This window comes from Rhodococcus sp. p52, assembly GCF_000763325.2.
Lineage (GTDB): Bacteria > Actinomycetota > Actinomycetes > Mycobacteriales > Mycobacteriaceae > Rhodococcus > Rhodococcus pyridinivorans.
In genome coordinates, this window is record NZ_CP016819.1 from 1,033,230 (window position 1) to 1,051,070 (window position 17,841).

18 protein-coding genes are annotated in these 17,841 nt (G+C 67.2%); 9 read left to right on the forward strand and 9 right to left on the reverse strand.

Annotation, left to right across the window (positions count from 1 at the left end):
* The first annotated feature begins 59 nt into the window (after positions 1-59).
* The gene (locus IM25_RS04605; RefSeq protein ID WP_033097554.1) at positions 60-572 is read left to right on the forward strand and encodes a DinB family protein; all 513 of its coding nucleotides are present in this window, start codon (positions 60-62) and stop codon (positions 570-572) included.
* A 12-nt stretch (positions 573-584) separates the two neighbouring features.
* Here IM25_RS04605 and IM25_RS04610 read toward each other — a convergent pair whose 3' ends face one another.
* Together IM25_RS04610 and IM25_RS04620 are read right to left on the reverse strand one after the other, a co-directional pair.
* A complete protein-coding gene (locus IM25_RS04610; RefSeq protein WP_024102311.1) occupies positions 585-1,199 on the reverse strand; it encodes a YdcF family protein in 615 nt (204 codons plus the stop codon).
* Between the two features lie 1,230 nt (positions 1,200-2,429).
* Positions 2,430-3,215 (reverse strand): PASTA domain-containing protein, encoded by a 786-nt coding sequence (locus IM25_RS04620; protein WP_033097450.1) that lies wholly within the window; start codon positions 3,213-3,215, stop codon positions 2,430-2,432.
* A gap of 252 nt (positions 3,216-3,467) precedes the next feature.
* On the opposite strand from IM25_RS04620, the gene IM25_RS04625 reads away from it, so the two are divergent.
* Both IM25_RS04625 and IM25_RS25965 read left to right on the forward strand, forming a co-directional pair.
* Positions 3,468-4,112: an RNase H family protein gene (locus IM25_RS04625; RefSeq protein ID WP_052040070.1), complete on the forward strand. Its 645-nt coding sequence runs from the start codon at positions 3,468-3,470 to the stop codon at positions 4,110-4,112.
* A gap of 37 nt (positions 4,113-4,149) precedes the next feature.
* Positions 4,150-4,653: a hypothetical protein gene (locus IM25_RS25965; protein ID WP_157126923.1), complete on the forward strand. Its 504-nt coding sequence runs from the start codon at positions 4,150-4,152 to the stop codon at positions 4,651-4,653.
* A 161-nt stretch (positions 4,654-4,814) separates the two neighbouring features.
* On the opposite strand, the gene eutC is transcribed toward IM25_RS25965, so the two are convergent.
* The 3 genes from eutC to IM25_RS04645 form a co-directional block, all read right to left on the reverse strand.
* On the reverse strand, positions 4,815-5,579 hold the full coding sequence (gene eutC / locus IM25_RS04635) for an ethanolamine ammonia-lyase subunit EutC (protein WP_033097452.1): 765 nt from the start codon (positions 5,577-5,579) through the stop codon (positions 4,815-4,817).
* Positions 5,576-6,988 (reverse strand): ethanolamine ammonia-lyase subunit EutB, encoded by a 1,413-nt coding sequence (locus IM25_RS04640; protein ID WP_033097453.1) that lies wholly within the window; start codon positions 6,986-6,988, stop codon positions 5,576-5,578. The genes eutC and IM25_RS04640 overlap by 4 nt, the downstream gene beginning before the upstream one ends.
* 120 nt (positions 6,989-7,108) lie before the next feature.
* On the reverse strand, positions 7,109-7,975 hold the full coding sequence (locus IM25_RS04645) for an SGNH/GDSL hydrolase family protein (protein WP_033097454.1): 867 nt from the start codon (positions 7,973-7,975) through the stop codon (positions 7,109-7,111).
* 158 nt (positions 7,976-8,133) lie between these two features.
* Here IM25_RS04645 and IM25_RS04650 point away from each other — a divergent pair, with 158 nt between their 5' ends.
* On the forward strand, positions 8,134-9,447 hold the full coding sequence (locus tag IM25_RS04650; RefSeq protein ID WP_065995797.1) for a serine/threonine-protein kinase: 1,314 nt from the start codon (positions 8,134-8,136) through the stop codon (positions 9,445-9,447).
* Between the two features lie 6 nt (positions 9,448-9,453).
* On the opposite strand, the gene IM25_RS04655 is transcribed toward IM25_RS04650, so the two are convergent.
* A complete protein-coding gene (locus IM25_RS04655; protein ID WP_442971910.1) occupies positions 9,454-10,461 on the reverse strand; it encodes a LacI family DNA-binding transcriptional regulator in 1,008 nt (335 codons plus the stop codon).
* Positions 10,462-10,606: 145 nt separating this feature from the next.
* Between IM25_RS04655 and IM25_RS04660 the strand changes: the two genes are divergently transcribed.
* The gene (locus IM25_RS04660) at positions 10,607-11,794 is read left to right on the forward strand and encodes an acyl-CoA dehydrogenase family protein (protein WP_019288237.1); all 1,188 of its coding nucleotides are present in this window, start codon (positions 10,607-10,609) and stop codon (positions 11,792-11,794) included.
* Positions 11,791-12,894, forward strand: coding sequence for a CaiB/BaiF CoA transferase family protein (locus IM25_RS04665; RefSeq protein WP_033097456.1), 1,104 nt, complete (start codon positions 11,791-11,793; stop codon positions 12,892-12,894). The genes IM25_RS04660 and IM25_RS04665 overlap by 4 nt, the downstream gene beginning before the upstream one ends.
* Before the next feature lie 13 nt (positions 12,895-12,907).
* Here the strand turns inward: IM25_RS04665 and IM25_RS04670 are convergent, their stop codons facing one another.
* The 3 genes from IM25_RS04670 to IM25_RS04680 all read right to left on the reverse strand — a co-directional run bounded on the left by IM25_RS04670 (position 12,908) and on the right by IM25_RS04680 (position 14,793).
* The gene (locus IM25_RS04670) at positions 12,908-13,120 is read right to left on the reverse strand and encodes a DUF4287 domain-containing protein (protein ID WP_006554713.1); all 213 of its coding nucleotides are present in this window, start codon (positions 13,118-13,120) and stop codon (positions 12,908-12,910) included.
* Positions 13,121-13,240: 120 nt separating this feature from the next.
* Positions 13,241-13,999: a 3-oxoacyl-ACP reductase FabG gene (gene fabG, locus IM25_RS04675; RefSeq protein ID WP_033097457.1), complete on the reverse strand. Its 759-nt coding sequence runs from the start codon at positions 13,997-13,999 to the stop codon at positions 13,241-13,243.
* 32 nt (positions 14,000-14,031) lie between these two features.
* Positions 14,032-14,793 (reverse strand): SDR family NAD(P)-dependent oxidoreductase, encoded by a 762-nt coding sequence (locus IM25_RS04680; RefSeq protein ID WP_024102324.1) that lies wholly within the window; start codon positions 14,791-14,793, stop codon positions 14,032-14,034.
* Positions 14,794-15,085: 292 nt separating this feature from the next.
* On the opposite strand from IM25_RS04680, the gene IM25_RS04685 reads away from it, so the two are divergent.
* From IM25_RS04685 to IM25_RS04695, 3 genes are all read left to right on the forward strand, one after another.
* Positions 15,086-15,688 (forward strand): TetR/AcrR family transcriptional regulator, encoded by a 603-nt coding sequence (locus tag IM25_RS04685; protein ID WP_033097458.1) that lies wholly within the window; start codon positions 15,086-15,088, stop codon positions 15,686-15,688.
* Positions 15,689-15,791: 103 nt separating this feature from the next.
* A complete protein-coding gene (locus IM25_RS04690; protein ID WP_065995798.1) occupies positions 15,792-17,075 on the forward strand; it encodes a PPE domain-containing protein in 1,284 nt (427 codons plus the stop codon).
* A gap of 5 nt (positions 17,076-17,080) precedes the next feature.
* On the forward strand, positions 17,081-17,824 hold the full coding sequence (locus IM25_RS04695; protein WP_065995799.1) for an ESX secretion-associated protein EspG: 744 nt from the start codon (positions 17,081-17,083) through the stop codon (positions 17,822-17,824).
* Positions 17,825-17,841: the final 17 nt, after the last annotated feature.

A 17,841-nucleotide genomic window follows, 5' to 3' on the forward strand; every position in this document is an offset into this window, starting at 1 on the left:
GACAGATACACGGTGTCGACATCGAGCACATGTCCACTATGTCCGCGATGATTGCATGCATGCCCTCGGACACCCTGCCACTCGCCACGCGCACGCTGCTGAAGCAACTCGACCTGGTCTGGCTCTTCACGGAACAACATGTCCTGCCGCGGATCGACGAGGCTGCCGTGCACTGGGAGCCGTCGTCGAACTCCGTGGGCGTCCGGCGGGTCGACGGGCGTCTCGTCGCCGACTGGCCGGACGAGACGGCCGAGGCCCTCCCCGAGCCCACGATTGCGTGGCTGCTCTGGCACATCGAGTGGTGGTGGACGAACACCGTGGCGGTCTGCAGTGGGGGAACTGCGGTCGGGCCGGACGCCTACGAATGGTCCGGCTCGACCGGCCGCATCCGGGCTCTTCGCACCGAATGGGCCGCGCTTCTCGAGACTGCCGACATCGAGAAGACGATCGTCGGCCTCATGCCCGAACCTTCACCTCTGTGGGAAGTAGCCGGGTGGGTCAACTTCGAACTGGCGAAGAATGTTTCGGAGATCAGTCAGGTACTGACGCGGAAGGCGAATACGCCGGGCTGATACTTCCTGCGTTTACGCTGGGACGATGCCCGCGATCGGAATGCGCGCGTCGACCGCCTGCCGGAAGTTGATCATCGCGCGTTCGAGGTGGTCGCGGTTCGTCACCAGCACAGCGCCCGTGGCTCGCCGTTCGAGCAGAACGTCGTTGGTGAAGCGTGCGTTCTCGACGGTGGAGGTCGACTGCGATTCCTCGGTGATGCGCTCCGGCGGAATGCCTCGCACGACCAGCCAGTCCTTCATAGCCTGCGCTTCGGTGACGCCGTTGCGCGGCACGCCACCGGTGACGACGATCGGAGATTCCGGATAGCGTTGCGCTGCACGGAGAGCCGCTTCGAGTCGTTCTTCGAGCACCGGCCGGATCTTGCCGTCATCGGTGAGTCCGGCCCCGAGCACGACGAGATGCGTACCCCGCGGATTCAGGTCGAGCATCAGCGGGAAGTGCGGTGTCAGCTTCTCGAGCTCGGTGCAGGCGATGATCAGCGCGTCGATGGTTCCCTGGCACAGCGGGGTGACGGACAGTGCACCGTTCACGACGGTGTCGATTGCAGGAGTCGCCGCTGCCTGCCCCGTCGATACACCTACCGCGGCTGTGGCCGCGACTGCGGTCGCCACCACCGTGCGTCGCACAGCTCCCACGCGAGCCCCCCTTCTTCCCGGACATCGGCCGTGCCGCACTGTGCCATCTCGACGCGCACGTGTGGGAAGTTGGAGCTCGACGCGAAGAAGTATCACCATAGGCCGCGTCGGATTCGATGACGGCTGACAATCGGTTTTACATCCGAACCACTGGTCTATCCATGAACAAGCGCGACAATCGTTGCAAGAGGCGCCATTCGGACGAATCACTGCGCTTCCCGTACTTGCAGAACAGACAGAAACAGAACGTGTGTTCGAGTTGACGACTTCGCACACCCGTGCGACCATCCCTCCACCGACCTGAAAACAGGTCGACCCCGGAAGGTGCGCCAACACCTCACCGGGGTCTGGGCACAAGACAGATAGGGACTGTCATGCACCGTAGGGTGGAGTCTATCCACACGCCTTCGAGAGGCGTATTCCAGCAACGAGCCGCGAGCGCATTCGTCCGCGCCGGCCGACACACACCCGCTCCCCCGGGTTCACACCCGACGTTCTGACTTCCAGCCCTCCGATCCACCGTGATCGGAGGGCTCGAGGCGTTTCACCTGCATCGTCGCGCACGAGGGCCGTTCCGGTAGCCGAGGCGCGTCGACGCAGTTCGTCGCTCGTCTCCCACAGTCCGACGTCAGCGCGCCGACGCTGCGAGCCGGGGTCGTTCCCTGTCTCGAAACCGACTGGGCACCAGTATCCCTCGTCTCCACAGCTGGTGGTGGAGCACCCGATCGTGCGGGTCGACACGAACGACCGGGTCCAGTGCGAGCCGCACGTCCTCCGCGACGTGGGGCTATCCGTGCTGGCCGAGACGGTCTATCGGGGCATGGCGACCGGGCAGCCTTGGGGAAGGGGACGGCGACTCAGGGACCCGAAGGGTCTCCGATCGGTCGAGGGCAGCCGCCCGCAGGGCGCCCGATTCGTTCCCGATCGAACTCATCCTCGTTGCGCGAACCCCGGGTGGAGTGCTGTGATCGGAGCACGGGTCTACGGGAGGGGCCGACGTGACCGGCGTCGTTCAGTTCCGCGAGCGGGACGGCACCCCGAAGGAACAGGCCTATTCCGGCCGAATCGCCTCGACCATCAAGGATCTCGGACTGAAGGCCGCGATGGCGGGCTTGCGGGTCGAAGCCCTACGCCCAGGAGCGGTCGGATTCCCGAGGGTGGCCGTCATCCGTCGAACACCGCCATCACCGAACATCTTTCCCGCACGGAGCAGCCGATGGCCTAACACCCGCTGAATTCGTCTTCTTTCAACACGGACAGCACTGGGTCGCCTTCACCGATCGATGCTCCCACCGAAGGAGTCTGGTCGACGACGACCCAGTTGCGGTCCCACACCTGTGCGCGTCCCTGACCGGTCGCGTCGACGCTCGTGGAATAGAAAACGCCGGCGGCCTGGATAATGTCCTGTGCCGCTTGGAGATCCATGCACACGACGTTCGGCATCACGGCAACGGACGCCACAGCAGCGACCTGCGTGGTGGAAATCCTCGTCGCGGGAGTGGTTTCCGGAGCGACGGTCCGCGCCGTAGTGGCAGCCGACGTCGTCGATGGCGTGGTGGTCGTCGGTGCAGCGGCACGAGGAGTGGGTTGCGGGGTGGTGCTCGCGTCGTCCTTCGTGGGCGAGTCCAGCCCGTCCGAGATGTCGTTGATGATGCCCATGAAGACGAGCAGCCCGGCAACGGCAGCGGCGATAACGACTCCGCGGCGGATCCTCGCAGGCTTCGGCGGCGCAGGCGGCGGCGCCATCGCGGCCCGCACGTCCCCCGCCAGGAATGCGCGGTGACCGGCTTCGGCGCGGGCGGCGATCGCGTCCTGTTCGGCCTTGATCCGCTTGCGGCGGTCGCGCAGGGGCTTGCCCATCGCGAGATATCCCAGGCCGGCCGCGAATGCCACGAACAGGATCGCGTCGGCCACGTTGCCGTTGACTACTTCCACGATCGCCAGCCACAGCGTGATGGCGGCGAACATCCCCGCTACGACGCGCAGGTAGGGGACGACGAACTTCATGTTTCTCCTTCAACCCGACACCAGGCCACGTGTGCCGCTGCTTTCTCGACCGCACACGCGCTGAGCGCCTTCCTGAACTGGTGTCGGAGCACCGCCCCTCGTCGTTACGGGAGGCCGTTGATGGAGGTCATGCGGCCATGGTGGGTGCGATGGCCTCCATCTGCTCGATAACGAGCTTGGTAGCGCTGGTGCGACGGTCCGGCGGTCCGGCGGGCGCAGACCTCACCCGCCCGGGTCCACATCTCCGACGGCGTGTTGCGTCGCACCTTGAAGGACGTCGCCGAGTCGTTCCCGGCCGCACAGTTCGTCGACACGGCCTTCGGCCCGTTCGGCGCGCTTCTCGCTCGCGCATCCGACACCATCGGGGCACACGTCGCGGCTCTGCTCGCAGCGGACGAAGCACGCCGCGAGGCGGAACTCGAGGCCCGTCCGCCGCTGGTGGTCGCGACCGACGCATCGAAGGCTCGCAATCGTCGCGGCACCGGACTCGGCTGCGTATCGAACGCCGGTGTACATCACATGCGGATGGCCTGCGACGCCCGCTCGATCCTCGAAGGCGAACTCCTCGCGATCGACATGGCCGTCGCTCGCTTCATGCACCCCAAGCTGCACATCCTCACCGACAGCCGGCTTGCCCTCGCCTGCATCGAGGGCACTTACGAGGGCCGTCCCGAGATCGCGGACGTCGTGGAGCGCATCCGGAATCGGATCAAGGGTCGCACTGTCGAGTTCTCGTGGGTGCGCGGGCACAGTGGACACCCGCTCAACGAGGTCGCCGATCGGCTGGCGGTCGCGGCGAGGCGCTGCCACGACGCGAACGTTTCGCCGGAGGTGGCGTCGACGATCGCGAACAACATCGTCGCTTCGTTGAAGAACCCGCTTCCCGAAACCGCTTGACCCGAACAAGTTCCACGAATCGCAAATAGGAGACCCAATGAGTACTCGAGATTTCGACCAGCGCTACAACGCACATCTGATCGCGTCGCTCGCCGCAAGCGTCGGCATCATGCTCGGCAGCATCGGCCCCTGGGCAAGCTTCATGGCCTTCACCAAGAACGGCCTCGAGGGGGACGGCATGATCACTTTGATCCTGGGCGTACTGTCTGCCGTCGCGATGCTCACACTGTTCTCCGGGGGGGTCGGCCGGCGGGACCGTTATTCGGTGGGTCGCACCCGCCGCGCGTGTGATCTGCCTGGGTATCGCGATCTACGACATCATGGACGTCTCGTCGCACACTGCCGAGTTCTTCGGAGAGACTATCGGCGTCCAGATCGGCTGGGGATTGTGGTTGGTGGTGATCTCGTCGGCAATCCTGTTCCTGACGTCGACGACCGTCGCGAAGAAACCCCGCAATCGCGATGGCATCCCTGCCGGGAGCGAGGTTCGCAACTGAAAGGTGAGGCTCACAACCCAGATGGTCGACCAGCAGGGTTGTGAGCCTCATCTTCAGGTTGTCTACCTCTCGAGAAGCTTGCTCGGACACAGCAACATAGGCAGTGGGACGAGTGAGATGCACCCTGGCAATCTGCACACAACGGCGCAATCCTCCGCCCTCGACCGAGGGCAGCAGAGCGCGAAGTGGTCATAGGTGCGCGCTATTACGCGCTCTGCTGACCGTTTCGCGCTCCGCTGTCGGGGTCGGTGAGTGCGGGATCCCGCGAGGTGTCCTTCAACGCCACCCCCGAGGCCCCCAACTGTCGCGCGCCGTTCACGAGGGCCGCGACGACGCGCGCTGCATGCTCGTAGGTCATCCCGCCGGGCGGGTGGATATTCGACACGCAGTTGCGTTCGGCGTCACTGCGTCCCGGCGTCGGGTGGTGCGTCAGGTACACGCCGACACTGTCGGCCACCGACAGGCCGGGCCGTTCGCCGATGATCACGAGCATCGTCGTGACGCCGAGCCGCTCACCGATATGGTCGCCCAGCGCGACGCGGGCCTGCGTCGCGATCACCGGTGACGCCACGGTCAACCCGGGCAGGGCAGCGACGATCGCCGCGAGCAGATCGGGTCCGTGGGCGTCGAGAGCGGTGGACGACAACCCGTCGCACAGCGCGATACCGAGATCGGCCTCTGTTCGCGGCAGCGTGGTCCCCTCGGCGAGCTGCCGGCCGAGGTCGGGGCGACGCAGATACGTACTGCGATCTCCTGCTGCGCTTTCCACGATCAATGGCTCACCGAGCCCGAGATCACGAACCCGCTGAGCCAAGGAATGCACATCGAGCGGGACGTGCACGGCGTCGCGCGCCTCGGCATGGGCCGCCACGAATTCCAGATGACGGCGCGTCGGGATGCTGTTCCCGGTGCGTCCCAGGCCGATCCGTGCCTGGGTGTTCCGGCGCAATTCGTCCCACAGGTCGCTCACAAGGCACCTCCGAGTGCGCGCAGAGGGGACGTGCCGACGTCCACCGGCAGGATGCGACCGATATCGTCCGCCATACCCTGCCTGCGTAGCCAGTCCTCGAACTCCGGTGCCGGCCGCAGGTCGGCGGCCTCCCGCACGTACAGCGCGTCGTGGAACGACAGCGATTGATAGCCGAGCATCACGTCGTCGGCACCCGGCACTGTGATGACGAATGCTGTTCCGGCAACGGCCAACAGGGTCAGCAGGGTGTCCATGTCGTCCTGATCGGCCTCGGCATGATTGGTGTAGCAGACGTCCACACCCATCGGCAGGCCGAGGAGTTTGCCGCAGAACTGGTCTTCGAGACCCGCGCGGATGATCTGCTTGCCGTCGTACAGGTATTCCGGTCCGATGAACCCGACGACGGTGTTGACGAGCAGCGGTTCGAACTCGCGCGCAACGGCATACGCGCGCGCTTCGAGGGTCTGCTGATCCACCGGCCTGCCACCGGTTCCGAAATGGGTTCCCGACGACAACGCCGAACCCTGCCCGGTCTCGAAGTACATGACGTTGTTGCCGACGGTCCCCCGTCGCAGCGACCTGCCGGCCTCGTTGCCCTCCCGCAGCACTGCGAGGTCCACACCGAAGCTGCGGTTGGCGCCCTCGGTGCCGGCGACCGATTGGAACACCAGGTCGACGGGTGCGTCCTTCTCGATCAGATCGATGGTGGTGGTGACGTGGGTCAGCACGCACGACTGGGTGGGAATCTCGAATCGTTGCCGGATCTCGTCGAGCAGGTGCAGCAGGTCGGACACGGCGTGCGGCGAGTCGCTCGCCGGATTGATGCCGACGACCGCGTCGCCGCATCCCATCAGCAGGCCGTCGAGGACGGACGCGGCGACCCCACGCGGGTCGTCGACGGGATGGTTCGGTTGCAGGCGCGTCGCGAGCCGCCCGGGCAATCCGATGGTCGTGCGGAACGCGCTGGTCGCCGTCGCAGCGCGGGAGACCGCGATGAGGTCTTGATTGCGCATGATCTTGCTGGTCGCGGCGACCGTCTCCGGGGTGAGTCCCGGCGCGAGTGCCGCGAGCACGTCGGCGGAGTCCGGTCGGGCCGCGACCTCCAGGAGGTGGTCGCGCAGTTCCCCGACGGTCATGTGCGAGACCGGCGCGAAGGCCGTCGCGTCGTGGGTGTCGACGATCAGCCTGGTGACCTCGTCGGTCTCGTACGGGACGACTGCCTCGGTGAGGAAGGTGGTCAGCGGGAGGTCGGCGAGGGCCAGCTGTGCCGCGGCGCGTTCTGCATCCGAGGTGGCAGCGCATCCGGCGAGTTCATCGCCCGAGCGGCGCGGAGAGGCTTTCCCGAGCAGGTCGACGAGGCCGTCGAAGACGTAACCGGTTCCGCCGAGCTGTTGTCGGTAGATCGTCATCGAGGCCTCCCGCGCAGGACCGGTTCGACGGATGTGAGCACGCAGTGGAGTGCAGCATTCCACTTTTTCGCTGTCGTGTCCGGCGAGTGTCGCGAACGAAACGTCGCTGGTCGTCGGTTCCTAGCTTCGCTGGTACCAGACGTTCGTCACCCGCTGCGCCATGTGCCGCATCCCCGCAGCGGTAGGGTGCAGTGCCTTCGCCAGCGACAGCGACTGCCGTCCCTCGTAGAAGCGCTGCTCGGAGGGCGCACACGCGTCGTGTCCTTCGGATCCGGCCATGACGTCGACGAACTCGGCACCGGCCTCGCCGGCGGAGCGGGCGAGTACTCGGTTCATCCGCACGAAGAAGTTCGTCACGAAGGAGGCGTCGGCATCGCTGGTGGGGATGTTGGGCCAGCAACCCCGGTTGCCGAAAACACCGCCGTGCCCGACCAGCAAAACCCGTGCGCGTGGTGCGCGTTGCTGGACGGCGGTGAGTGTCGCGGTGAGCTTCGGTCCGAGTGCACTCAGGGCGGTGTCCATGCGCGACGTGGTGCCCGGATCGGTGCGGCAGTGCGCATCGCCGCCCGGAAGCTCGGTGTAACAGGCCGAGACGAGCCCCGCCCAGCCGACATCGTTGCCGCCGATGCTCAGCGTGACGAGATTCGTGTCCGGAGGGAGCGAATCGATCTGCGGCGGGACCGATCCGGTCGACGTCTGCTGCGGGACGGACGTGATGTGCTCGGTGCGTGCACCCGAACACGCGACGTTGACGAAGCTGACGGTCTGAAGCGAACCCGCGACGAGGTTCGGATATCCCGCATCCGCGCGGGCACATCCGCTGAGCATCGCCGCTGCGTCGAGGTAGGGTCCGGCGGCACGCGAGTCACCGAGCGCGACGTATCGGATGCCCTGCTCGCTACCCGGGTCGCTCATCGCGGACACCGGCCACACCATCGATGCAGCTGCCATGCCGGCGACGATCCCGGCTCGCACAATCGTCTTCATCCAGACCCTCCGGCAGCGTGGTTCTCCCGGGCATGAGATCGGCACGAATTACAAGCGCGTTACGAGCACCGGGTGAAGATCACGGATGAAGCTCGGGCACACATCCTCCCACCAGCGCATTTTGTTTACTCCCCCCTTCGAACGGCTACCGTCGACCTGTGACCGTCCACAAAGTTCTCGACGGCCGCTACGAGCTGAGCGGTCTGCTCGGCGTGGGCGGCAGCGGCGAGATCCACGACGGTTGGGACCCCCGCCTCCACCGGCCCGTCGCCGTCAAACTGCTCGGACGGGAGGTCTGCAGCAGACCGGACGTACGACGTCGTTTCGAAGTCGAGGCCCGGGCCGCCGCGGCCCTGAACCACCCTTGCATCGTCGCCGTGTACGACACGGGTGAACACGACGGACGTCCTTACATCGTTATGGAACGGCTCTCCGGGCGGACCCTCGCCGACGACATCACCCGCGGACCCCTACCCGCCGATCGGGTGCGCACGGTGCTCGCCGGAATTCTCGAGGCGCTCGTCGCCGCGCACGGTGCGGGGATCCTCCACCGGGACATCAAGCCGGCGAACGTGCTCATCACAGAGAACGGCGAGATCAAGGTCGCCGACTTCGGTATCGCGAAGAGCGTCGGCGACGACCTCACCCACACCGGTGAACTCGTGGGGACCGTCGCCTATCTGAGCCCGGACCGCATCACCGGACACCCCGCGTCCGTGACGGACGATCTGTACGCGGTCGGGGTCGTCGGCTACGAGTGCCTGTGCGGGCGGAGGCCGTTCGCCGAGGACAACATCCTCGCGCTGGCACGGGCCATCACGCACGACCGTCCGCGGCCACTCGCCGATCTCCGCCCGGACGCCCATCCGGGGTTCGTCGCAGTGATCGAACGGGCCATGGCACGAGAGCCTTCCGACCGGTTCCGCAGTGCGCACGAGATGCTCGCGGCATTGCAGAATTCCGACGGAAACCGCGCTGCGACAGCCTTCCTGCCGGCGAGTGAGATCGGCGGACCGACGACCACTGCAGGCACGGACCGTTCACGTGGAGTTCTCGTCGCAGCGGGTCTGACGCTGGTCGGAGCGCTCGCCGTGGGCGGTCTCGCGCTCGGATTCGGGCGGGGCGCCTCCCCGCCGGCGGCCACACCGGAGACCCGAACGCCGGGCACGTCCGCAGCGACGCCCGAACGGGTACCGGCCACCACCGAGCTCCCTGCGACCCCCGAATCCACGGTCGTCCCGGCGCGCACAGCGGACGAACCCCCCGTGGTTCCGCCCGTCGTACCCGCTCCTGTCGCACCGCCGGCGGATGCCGGGCCCACGAGGTCCGAATCCGAGTCCCGTGGGAACAGCGGACCCGGCAACAACAACGGTAACGGAAACTCGCAGGGGAACAACGGGAACCGCAACGGCAACAACGGCAATGGGAACGGGAACACCGGCAACGGGAACAGTGGCCGCGGTAACGGGTGAGATCGCTCAGCTCGAGGCGCGCACCACGAGTTCGACGGGAAGTCGCGTCGATTCCGTTTCTCCATTTCGCACGAGTTCGAGGAGCCGCTCGATGGCCGTCACCCCGATATCGTGCGCGGGCGATCGCACGGTGGTGAGCGGAACCGGCAGCTGCGCGACGACAGGGATGTCGTTGTAACCGACGACGGCGACATCGCCGGGGATGACCAGACCCAGGTCGCGGGCGACACCGAGGATACCGATGGCAATGGTGTCGCTGACCGCGAAGATCGCACGGGGCCGGTCGGGGCGATCCAGCAGCGCACGCGCGGCCTCCACACCCCCGGCGACGTCGAAGCTCGACCGCACGATCCGCTCGGGCGGCAGGGCCACCGACGCTTCCTTCAGGGTGTCGACGAAGCCGTCGCGGCGGTCGCGGGCGGTGCTGGCGTGGTCGGGGCCGGCGATGATCGCCAGGTCGTCGTAGCCGCGGTCGAGAAGGTGCCGGGCGGCCAGTGCTCCACCCCGGTAGTCGTCGCCCACCACGAACGGCAACCCCGCATCGGCGTGCCGGGGGACCGCGAGGATGGGCAGCGATCCGAGTACCAGCGACTCGACGAACGGACCACCCGGGAGGTGCATGCTGCTCAGCAGCAGACCGTCGACCTGCCGGCCCACGAGCAGCGCGATGGCGCGACGTTGTGCCTCGAGGTCGTCGGGTGGGCTCGACAGCAGTACCGAGTAGCCCGCTTTCGTGGCGGCTTCCTCGATGCCCTGGTAGGTCGTGGCGACCACGCCGTCGGTGAGTCGCGGCATGACGACACCGAGGGTCGTGGTCTTGCGGGTCCGCAAGCTCGCCGCCCACAGGTTGGGGCGATATCCCAGTTCGGCCGCGACCTCCCGCACCCGTAGTGCCGAGTCCGACCAGCCGTCGACCGGTTCGGGCTGGCGCAGCACACGGGATGCCGTCGAGACGTGGACACCGGCGCGCTCGGCGATCTCCTTGAGCGTCGGGGCGCGGTCGGGACGGGGCATGCGGCTCTCCTGCTCGTACGGCATCGAGTTCGCGTTCCGGGGTTGACGTGCCCGGAACGTGTCTTTAGCGTAGGCCATGCAATCGATCGCGCAAACGTTCTCACAATCGTTCTGACAAACGTTTCCTCGACCACCGGAGAAGGCCATGTCCAACGCTCAGTCGCTCACCCAGCTGTTCGCCCTCGACTCCCTGCTCGAGCAGGAGGAGATCGACATCCGCGACACCGTCCGCAAGTTCGGCAACGAGCGCATCCGCCCGCACGTGGCCCAGTGGTTCGAGGAAGCCAAGCTCCCGGCACGCGAGCTCGCCAAGGAACTCGGACAGCTCGGTGTGCTCGGCATGCACCTCGACGGCTACGGCTGCGCCGGCATGAGCGCCACCGCCTACGGCCTGGCCTGCCTCGAACTCGAGGCCGTCGACTCCGGCATCCGCAGCCTCGTGTCCGTGCAGGGCTCGCTGGCGATGTTCTCCATCCACCACTGGGGCAGCGAGGAGCAGAAGCAGGAATGGCTCCCCCGCATGGCCGCCGGTGAGGCCATCGGTTGCTTCGGCCTGACCGAGCCCGACTTCGGTTCCAACCCCGCCGGGATGCGCACCAACGCAAAGCGCGACGGCGACGACTGGATCCTCAACGGCACCAAGATGTGGATCACCAACGGCTCGATCGCCGACGTCGCCGTCGTCTGGGCGCAGACCGACCTCGAAGAAGGCGCCAAGGGCATCCGCGGCTTCGTCGTCCCCACCGACACCCCCGGTTTCTCCGCACCGGAGATCCACTCCAAGATGTCGCTGCGCGCCTCGGTCACATCGGAGCTCATCCTCGACGGCGTGCGTCTGCCCTCCTCGGCGATGATGCCGAAGGCCGAGGGTCTGCGCGGACCGCTGACCTCCCTCGGCGAGGCCCGCTTCGGCATCGTCTTCGGTGCCATCGGTGCCGCCCGCGACTGCCTCGAGACCGCCGTCGAGTACTCGCAGTCCCGCGAAGTGTTCGACAAGCCGCTCGCCGGCTACCAGCTCACCCAGGCCAAGATCGCCGACATGGCGCTCGAGGTCGGCAAGGGCCACCTGCTCGCCTACCACCTCGGTCGCATCAAGGACCGCGGCGAGATCGCCCCGGAGCAGGTCAGCCTCGGCAAGCTCAACAACGTGCGTGAGGCCATCGCCATCGCCCGCGAGTGCCGGACCATACTCGGCGCCAACGGAATCACGCTCGAGTACCCCGTCATTCGTCACGCCAACAACCTCGAATCGGTGCTGACCTACGAGGGCACCTCCGAGGTCCATCAGCTGACCATCGGCAAGGCGCTGACCGGTGAGGCAGCCTTCCGGTGAGCGGAGCGTTGGAAGGGTTGGTGATCGCCGACTTCGGTCGCGTGCTCGCCGGTCCCTACGCCACCATGCTGCTCGCCGACCTCGGGGCAGAGGTCGTCAAGATCGAACGACCCGGCTTCGGGGACGACACCCGGCACTGGGGACCACCCTGGGCCGGCGACGAGTCGACCTATTTCCTCGGCGTCAACCGCAACAAGAAATCGGTGGCCATCGACCTGACCACCGACGAAGGACTGGAGCAGGCACGCGATCTCGTCGCCCGCGCCGATGTCGTCGTCGAGAACTTCCTGCCCGGCACGATGACTCGGCTCGGGCTCGGATACGAGCAGGTCCGGGAACTCGACCCCGGCATCGTCTACACCTCGATCACCGGCTTCGGCGGGCACAACGACCTGCCCGGTTACGACCTGCTCATCCAAGCCGTCGGCGGTCTGATGAGCATCACCGGGCCCGACCATGCGACACCCACCAAGGTCGGTGTCGCCGTGGTCGACATCATCACCGGAATGCACGCTGCGCTCGGCATTCTCGCCGCGCTACGGCACCGCGACCGCACCGGCGAGGGCCAGCGTGTCGAGGTGAACCTGCTGTCGTCCCTGTTGTCGGCGCTGGCGAACCAATCGTCCGGCTACGTCGCGGCAGGGGTGGTGCCGAAGGCGATGGGCAATCGCCATCCGAGCATCGCGCCCTACGAGGTGTTCCACACGGCAGACCGGCCGTTCGTCCTCGCCGTGGGCAACGACCGTCAATTCGATTCCCTGGTCGCGGTTCTCGGCGCACCCGAACTCGCCACCGACGAGCGGTTCACCACGAACACCGCCCGCGTCGCGAACCGGGAGGAGCTGACGAAGATCCTCGACGAATTGCTGTCGACGGACACCGCCGACGCGTGGTTCGACGCTCTGACCGCAGCCCGGGTGCCATGCGGACCGCTCAACGACATCGCTGACGCGGTCGCGCTCGCCGAACGACTCGGCTTGTCGCCGGTGGTGTCGATCGACGATCCCGACCGGGACGCTCCGCTTCGTCAGATCGCCAACCCGATCCGGCTCAGCGCCACCCCTGCGACCTACCGCACCGCACCCCCGCGGCTGGCGTAGTCGGACGCTCTCGTCACTCGGACTTCTGTTCCTTCAGAGTGTGGGCGACGAGAGCATTCGCGTGCCCGTGGCCCATCCCGTGTTCCTGCTTCAGCCAGTTCACGAGCTCCATGTGCTCGGCGAGATCCGAGGCGCGGATCATGTTCTTCCACTCCTCGATCGGGCGTCCGTACTTCTGCTCGATCGACGGAAAGTACGACTGGGGCCCCTTGACCTTCTCGCTCATGCCGGAGAGGTCAACCGAGGCGACCGACACGGTCGGGCCGTTCCGTTCGATCCGCAACAGAAAAGACCGCGGCGCCGCAGTCCCGGATGGGACGCGGCGGCACGGATGTACGGAAGGGGATCAGGCCTTCGGGCCACCGGCCACGTAGATGACCTGACCGGACACGAAGCCCGCGCCCTCGGACGCGAGGAACGATGCGGTGTGGGCGATGTCGTCGACCTCGCCGATACGGCCGACCGGGATGTCGGCCGCGATGTTCGACTTGAAGTCGTCGAACGACAGGCCGAGACGCTCGGCGGTCGCGGCGGTCATCTCGGTGGCGATGAAGCCCGGCGCGATGGCGTTGGCAGTGACACCGAACTTGCCCAGCTCGATTGCGAGGGTCTTCGTGAAGCCCTGCATGCCGGCCTTGGCAGCGGAGTAGTTGACCTGGCCGCGGTTGCCGAGGGCCGAGGTGCTCGAGAGGTTGACGATGCGACCGAACTTGGCGTCGACCATGTAGCTCTGGACGGCACGCGTCATGAGGAAGGCGCCACGCAGGTGCACGTTCATGACGGCGTCCCAGTCCTCGACCGTCATCTTGAACAGCAGGTTGTCGCGCGTGATGCCGGCGTTGTTGATCAGGACGGTGGGCTCGCCGAGTTCGGTGGCGACCTTCTCGACGGCAGCGGCGACGGACTTCTCGTCGGAGACGTCGGCGCCCACGGCGAGTGCCTTGCCACCGGCGGACTCGATAGCCGAAACGGTGTCCTGGCAGGCGGATTCGTCGAGGTCGAGGACGGCGACCCGGTAGCCGTCGCCGGCGAGCCGCTTCGCTACGGCTGCGCCGATGCCGCGTGCGGCTCCGGTGACGATGGCAGTGCGGGGCTGTGTGCTCATAGCGTTCCTCCGTTGGGGGATGGGTGGTGCCGTCAGGTGATGGTGAGTCCGCCGTCCACGGCGATGGTCTGACCGGTGACGTAGGCGGCGGCGTCGGATGCCAGCCAGACTGCGGTGGCCGCGATCTCCTCGGAATCGCCGGTCCGGCCGAGGATGATTCGCTGCTTCATCGAGTCGAGGTATCCGGGCTGGTATTCGTCCGTCATCTCCGTCCGGAAGAAGCCGGGTGCGATGGCGTTGACGCGGATTCCCTTGCGTGCTCCCCACTGCTGCGCGAGGTCGCGCGTGAGGCCGATGACGCCCGCCTTACTGGCCGAGTACGCGGCCTGCGGCAGGCCTGCCGTGGTGAGACCGAGAACCGACGAGATGTTGACGATCGAGCTACCGGGCTGCATCACACGGCCGACGGCCTGTGCCGCCCAATAGGATCCGTTCAGGTTGATGTCGATGACCTGCCGGAACTGCTCGGGGGTCTCCTTGGTGGCGGGCACGGCGGTGCCGATACCGGCATTGTTGATGAGGATGTCCACCCGGCCGAGTTGCTCGACCGCATGATCGACCATGCGCTGCGCCTGTTCGGGATCGGCGATGTCGGTCTCGACCGTGACGGCCTGCCGTCCGGCCTCCCGGACCAGCGCGGCGGTCTCCTCGAGACGGTCGAGGCGGCGTGCGGCGAGCACGACGTCGGCCCCTGCCTCGGCCAGCCCTCGGGTGAATGCGACACCGAGGCCCGAAGAGGCACCGGTGACGATGGCAACGCGGCCGTCGAGACGGAAGCGGTCGAGCACGGACATACGTCATCTCCTCGCTGTGACGGGGCCTACAGGAACTGTATAGCCGACCGCCTTCTCATCCACCAAACAGCCTGTATCCAATTTGATTGGACAGCACTGCCTTTCAGAGCCAGTTCCTATTCTTCTCTTCGGCGGATCCTATGTTGCCGCGGGCGTTGCAGCGCGGAGAGGACCCCGCGTCGCACCCACCGTTACCAAGTCGATAAGCACTGGCTTATTTCTAAGCGCTCGCTTATCGTGCGATGCCGTAGCGGGCTTGTCAACACCAACCGGACAGAACGGAAGCGCTCTCGTGAGTGATGCATGGGACGACGTCGTCGGCGGATCCAAGGCCGCGGCTCGCATCCGCACGGCCGCGATAGACGAGTTCGCGGAGCACGGCTACGGCGGCACCACGACGCGCCGGATCGCGGCGCGACTCGGCATGAGTCCCGCCGCGATGTATCCGCACTACCCGTCCAAGGAGGAGCTACTCTTCGCCATCGCCTACGAGGGACACGCGCTCGCCCTGCAGGTCGTCGAGAACGCTGACCGCCCCGATGCCGAGCCGTCCGTTCGGCTCGCCTCCGTCATCGGCCGCTTCGCCGCCTGGCAGGCGGAGAACCACCGATGGAGCCGGGTCATCCAGTACGAGCTGGCCGCGCTCGACCGCGAGCACTACCGCACGATCGTCGGACTACGACGGCAGACCACGCAGGTCGTGCGGGGTGTCGTGGACGCCGGCCACGTCTCGGGCGAGTTCACCCTCCCGGATGCCGAAGGTGTCACTCTCGCCCTGATGTCGCTCTGCGTCGACGTGTGCCGTTGGTATCCCTCGGGCCGCTACGACGACGCCGCGACGATCAGCGACCTGTATGCCGATCTTGCCCTGCGTCTGGTCGGTGCCGTGCGTTAGCATCGTCGCCACCATCGGATCGGGGGGATCTACGTGGGCAGGGGGATATCGCGCCGCCGTCGGCTCCTCGAGACGCGAGAGCATCGAGGGGGAGCTGTCGTCCATGTCCACGAATGACAACGTCGTCGACCGACTACTGGTGTCGCTCGGGGTCGACGCCCCAGCCCCCGACTCCGTCGCCCGCCGGCAGTCCAATTACGACGCGCTGGCCGCGCGCATCGACGCGGGAGTCGATCCCGAATACATCGCAGCATTCGAGAACTTCCACGGCATGGAGCATGCCGACATCCACCGGCTCGCCCAGAGCATCAATCCCGTCGCGATGACCACCCTGGCCACCGAATGGGCCGAACTCGGAAAGGGTTTCAGCCTCACCGTCGCGTGGGGAACGCTGATGATCCGCAAGCTCATCGGCCAACACTGGGAGGGTCCGGCGGCCGACGCCGCGATGGGCGCGACGGTGCGATTCGGCGAATCCGCACAACAGTTGTCCGATGCCGCACGCGCGACGTCCGAGAAACTCCGTATTGCCGCCGACGTCGGCGAACGGGTGCGAGCGTCCGTGCCTCCACCCACGGTGATTACGTCGTCGGTGCTGCACGCGCTCGATCCCGTCGCAGGTGCTGCTGCCGCCCGCCAGGAGGAAGCCGTTCGCGCCCAGGCCGTGCGGGTGATGGAAGCCCTCTACAAGCCGTACTACCGCGATTCCGGCACGGCGGTTCCGGTCCTGCCCTCCCCGTATGCCGCCACGACGAGTCGCGCCACGGAGGCATTCGTTCCCCAGGGTTACAGCACACCAGGTGTCGGCGGCGCCCGGACCGCCGGCGACCCGACGGGAATCCCGGGCGGGGACGGAGAACGTCCGGGTGGGCAGCCCGCCACGGAAGCGGAGAACCGTACGGACGCACCGCCGTCCGGTGAAGGCACGGACGGCCGGGCGGAAGGTACCGATTCGGCAGGTGGCGTGGGTTCGAACGAGTCCGCAGCGACCACTCCTGCATCCACCTCCCCGGCCGCGAGCGGCAACTCCGCGAGCCCGACCGGTCAGTCGTACGGTTCGCCGCCCTCCGGGTCGGGCGGAGGTGTCGGCGGTGGCCTACCGGGCGCCGGGGGGGTCGGCTCTGCGGGCGCATCGCCCGCGGCGGGTCCCGCTCCGCTCGTCGCCGGAGCTGCGCCCGCCGGTGGTGTCGCCGGTGGGCCCGGTGCCGCCGCAGCGCGGGGTGCCGGCGCCCGTCCGTTCGGCATGATGCCGGGAATGATCCCGCCGGCCTCGTCCCGCGGCGACGAGCAGGACAAACGCGCGGCCGGTTATCTCGTCACCGGTGAGAACGGGAACGAACTGATCGGGTCGCTGCCCGACCCCGCCCCGCCGGTTCTGGGGGCCTGAACGCTATGGACCGGCATCTCACACCCGACCGATTCCTGGCGGCGTGGACCGCCGCGGGCGGCGACGAGTTCCCCTTCCCACTGCGTTATCGCACCTCAGCGATATGGGAGGACGAGCACGCCGCGAACCTCCAGGCCGCCCGCACGTGGCTGCACGAGACACCCGACCCTGCCCTCGACGACGCGATGCGGATCCTGCTGATCGGGGAGGTCGCGGTGGAGGTCTACGGCCGCTCCACCGACCCGGCCTACGAGGTCTTCGTCCGTGCCGCCGCGACCGGCGAGCAGGCCGTCCTCGCCCGTCAGGCGCCTGCCGCGGGCGACATCCGCATCACCACGACCACCGATCTCGCGGGTGCGATCGTCGGACACCTGCCGGTCGTGGCGCCGGGCCGCGAACCGGCACGCACCGCGCCGAGCCGGGATGTGCTCGAGCCGTCCGAATTCGGCGCTGTCCGTCGTCCGGCGGGTGGCACGCACGCAGAGTCGTTGCGCCGGTTGCTGCGTCGCGAGCGCACGGCCACCGGCAGTATCCGCATCCTGCGGTACTCGAATCCGGGGTACACACCCGTCGCCGACATCGGCTGGGTCGACGTCGTGGGCGACGGCCGGTATCTCTTCGTCCCCGGTCCCGACCTCCGCGTCGCACCGGGCACCGTCGACGCTTTCGTCCGGGAACTGTCGGCGCAACTGTCCCGGATGCGCAGGCCCTCGCACGAGGGTCGGAGCGGCGTTCTGCGACGCCAGTGATCCCTTCCCGAAGCGGC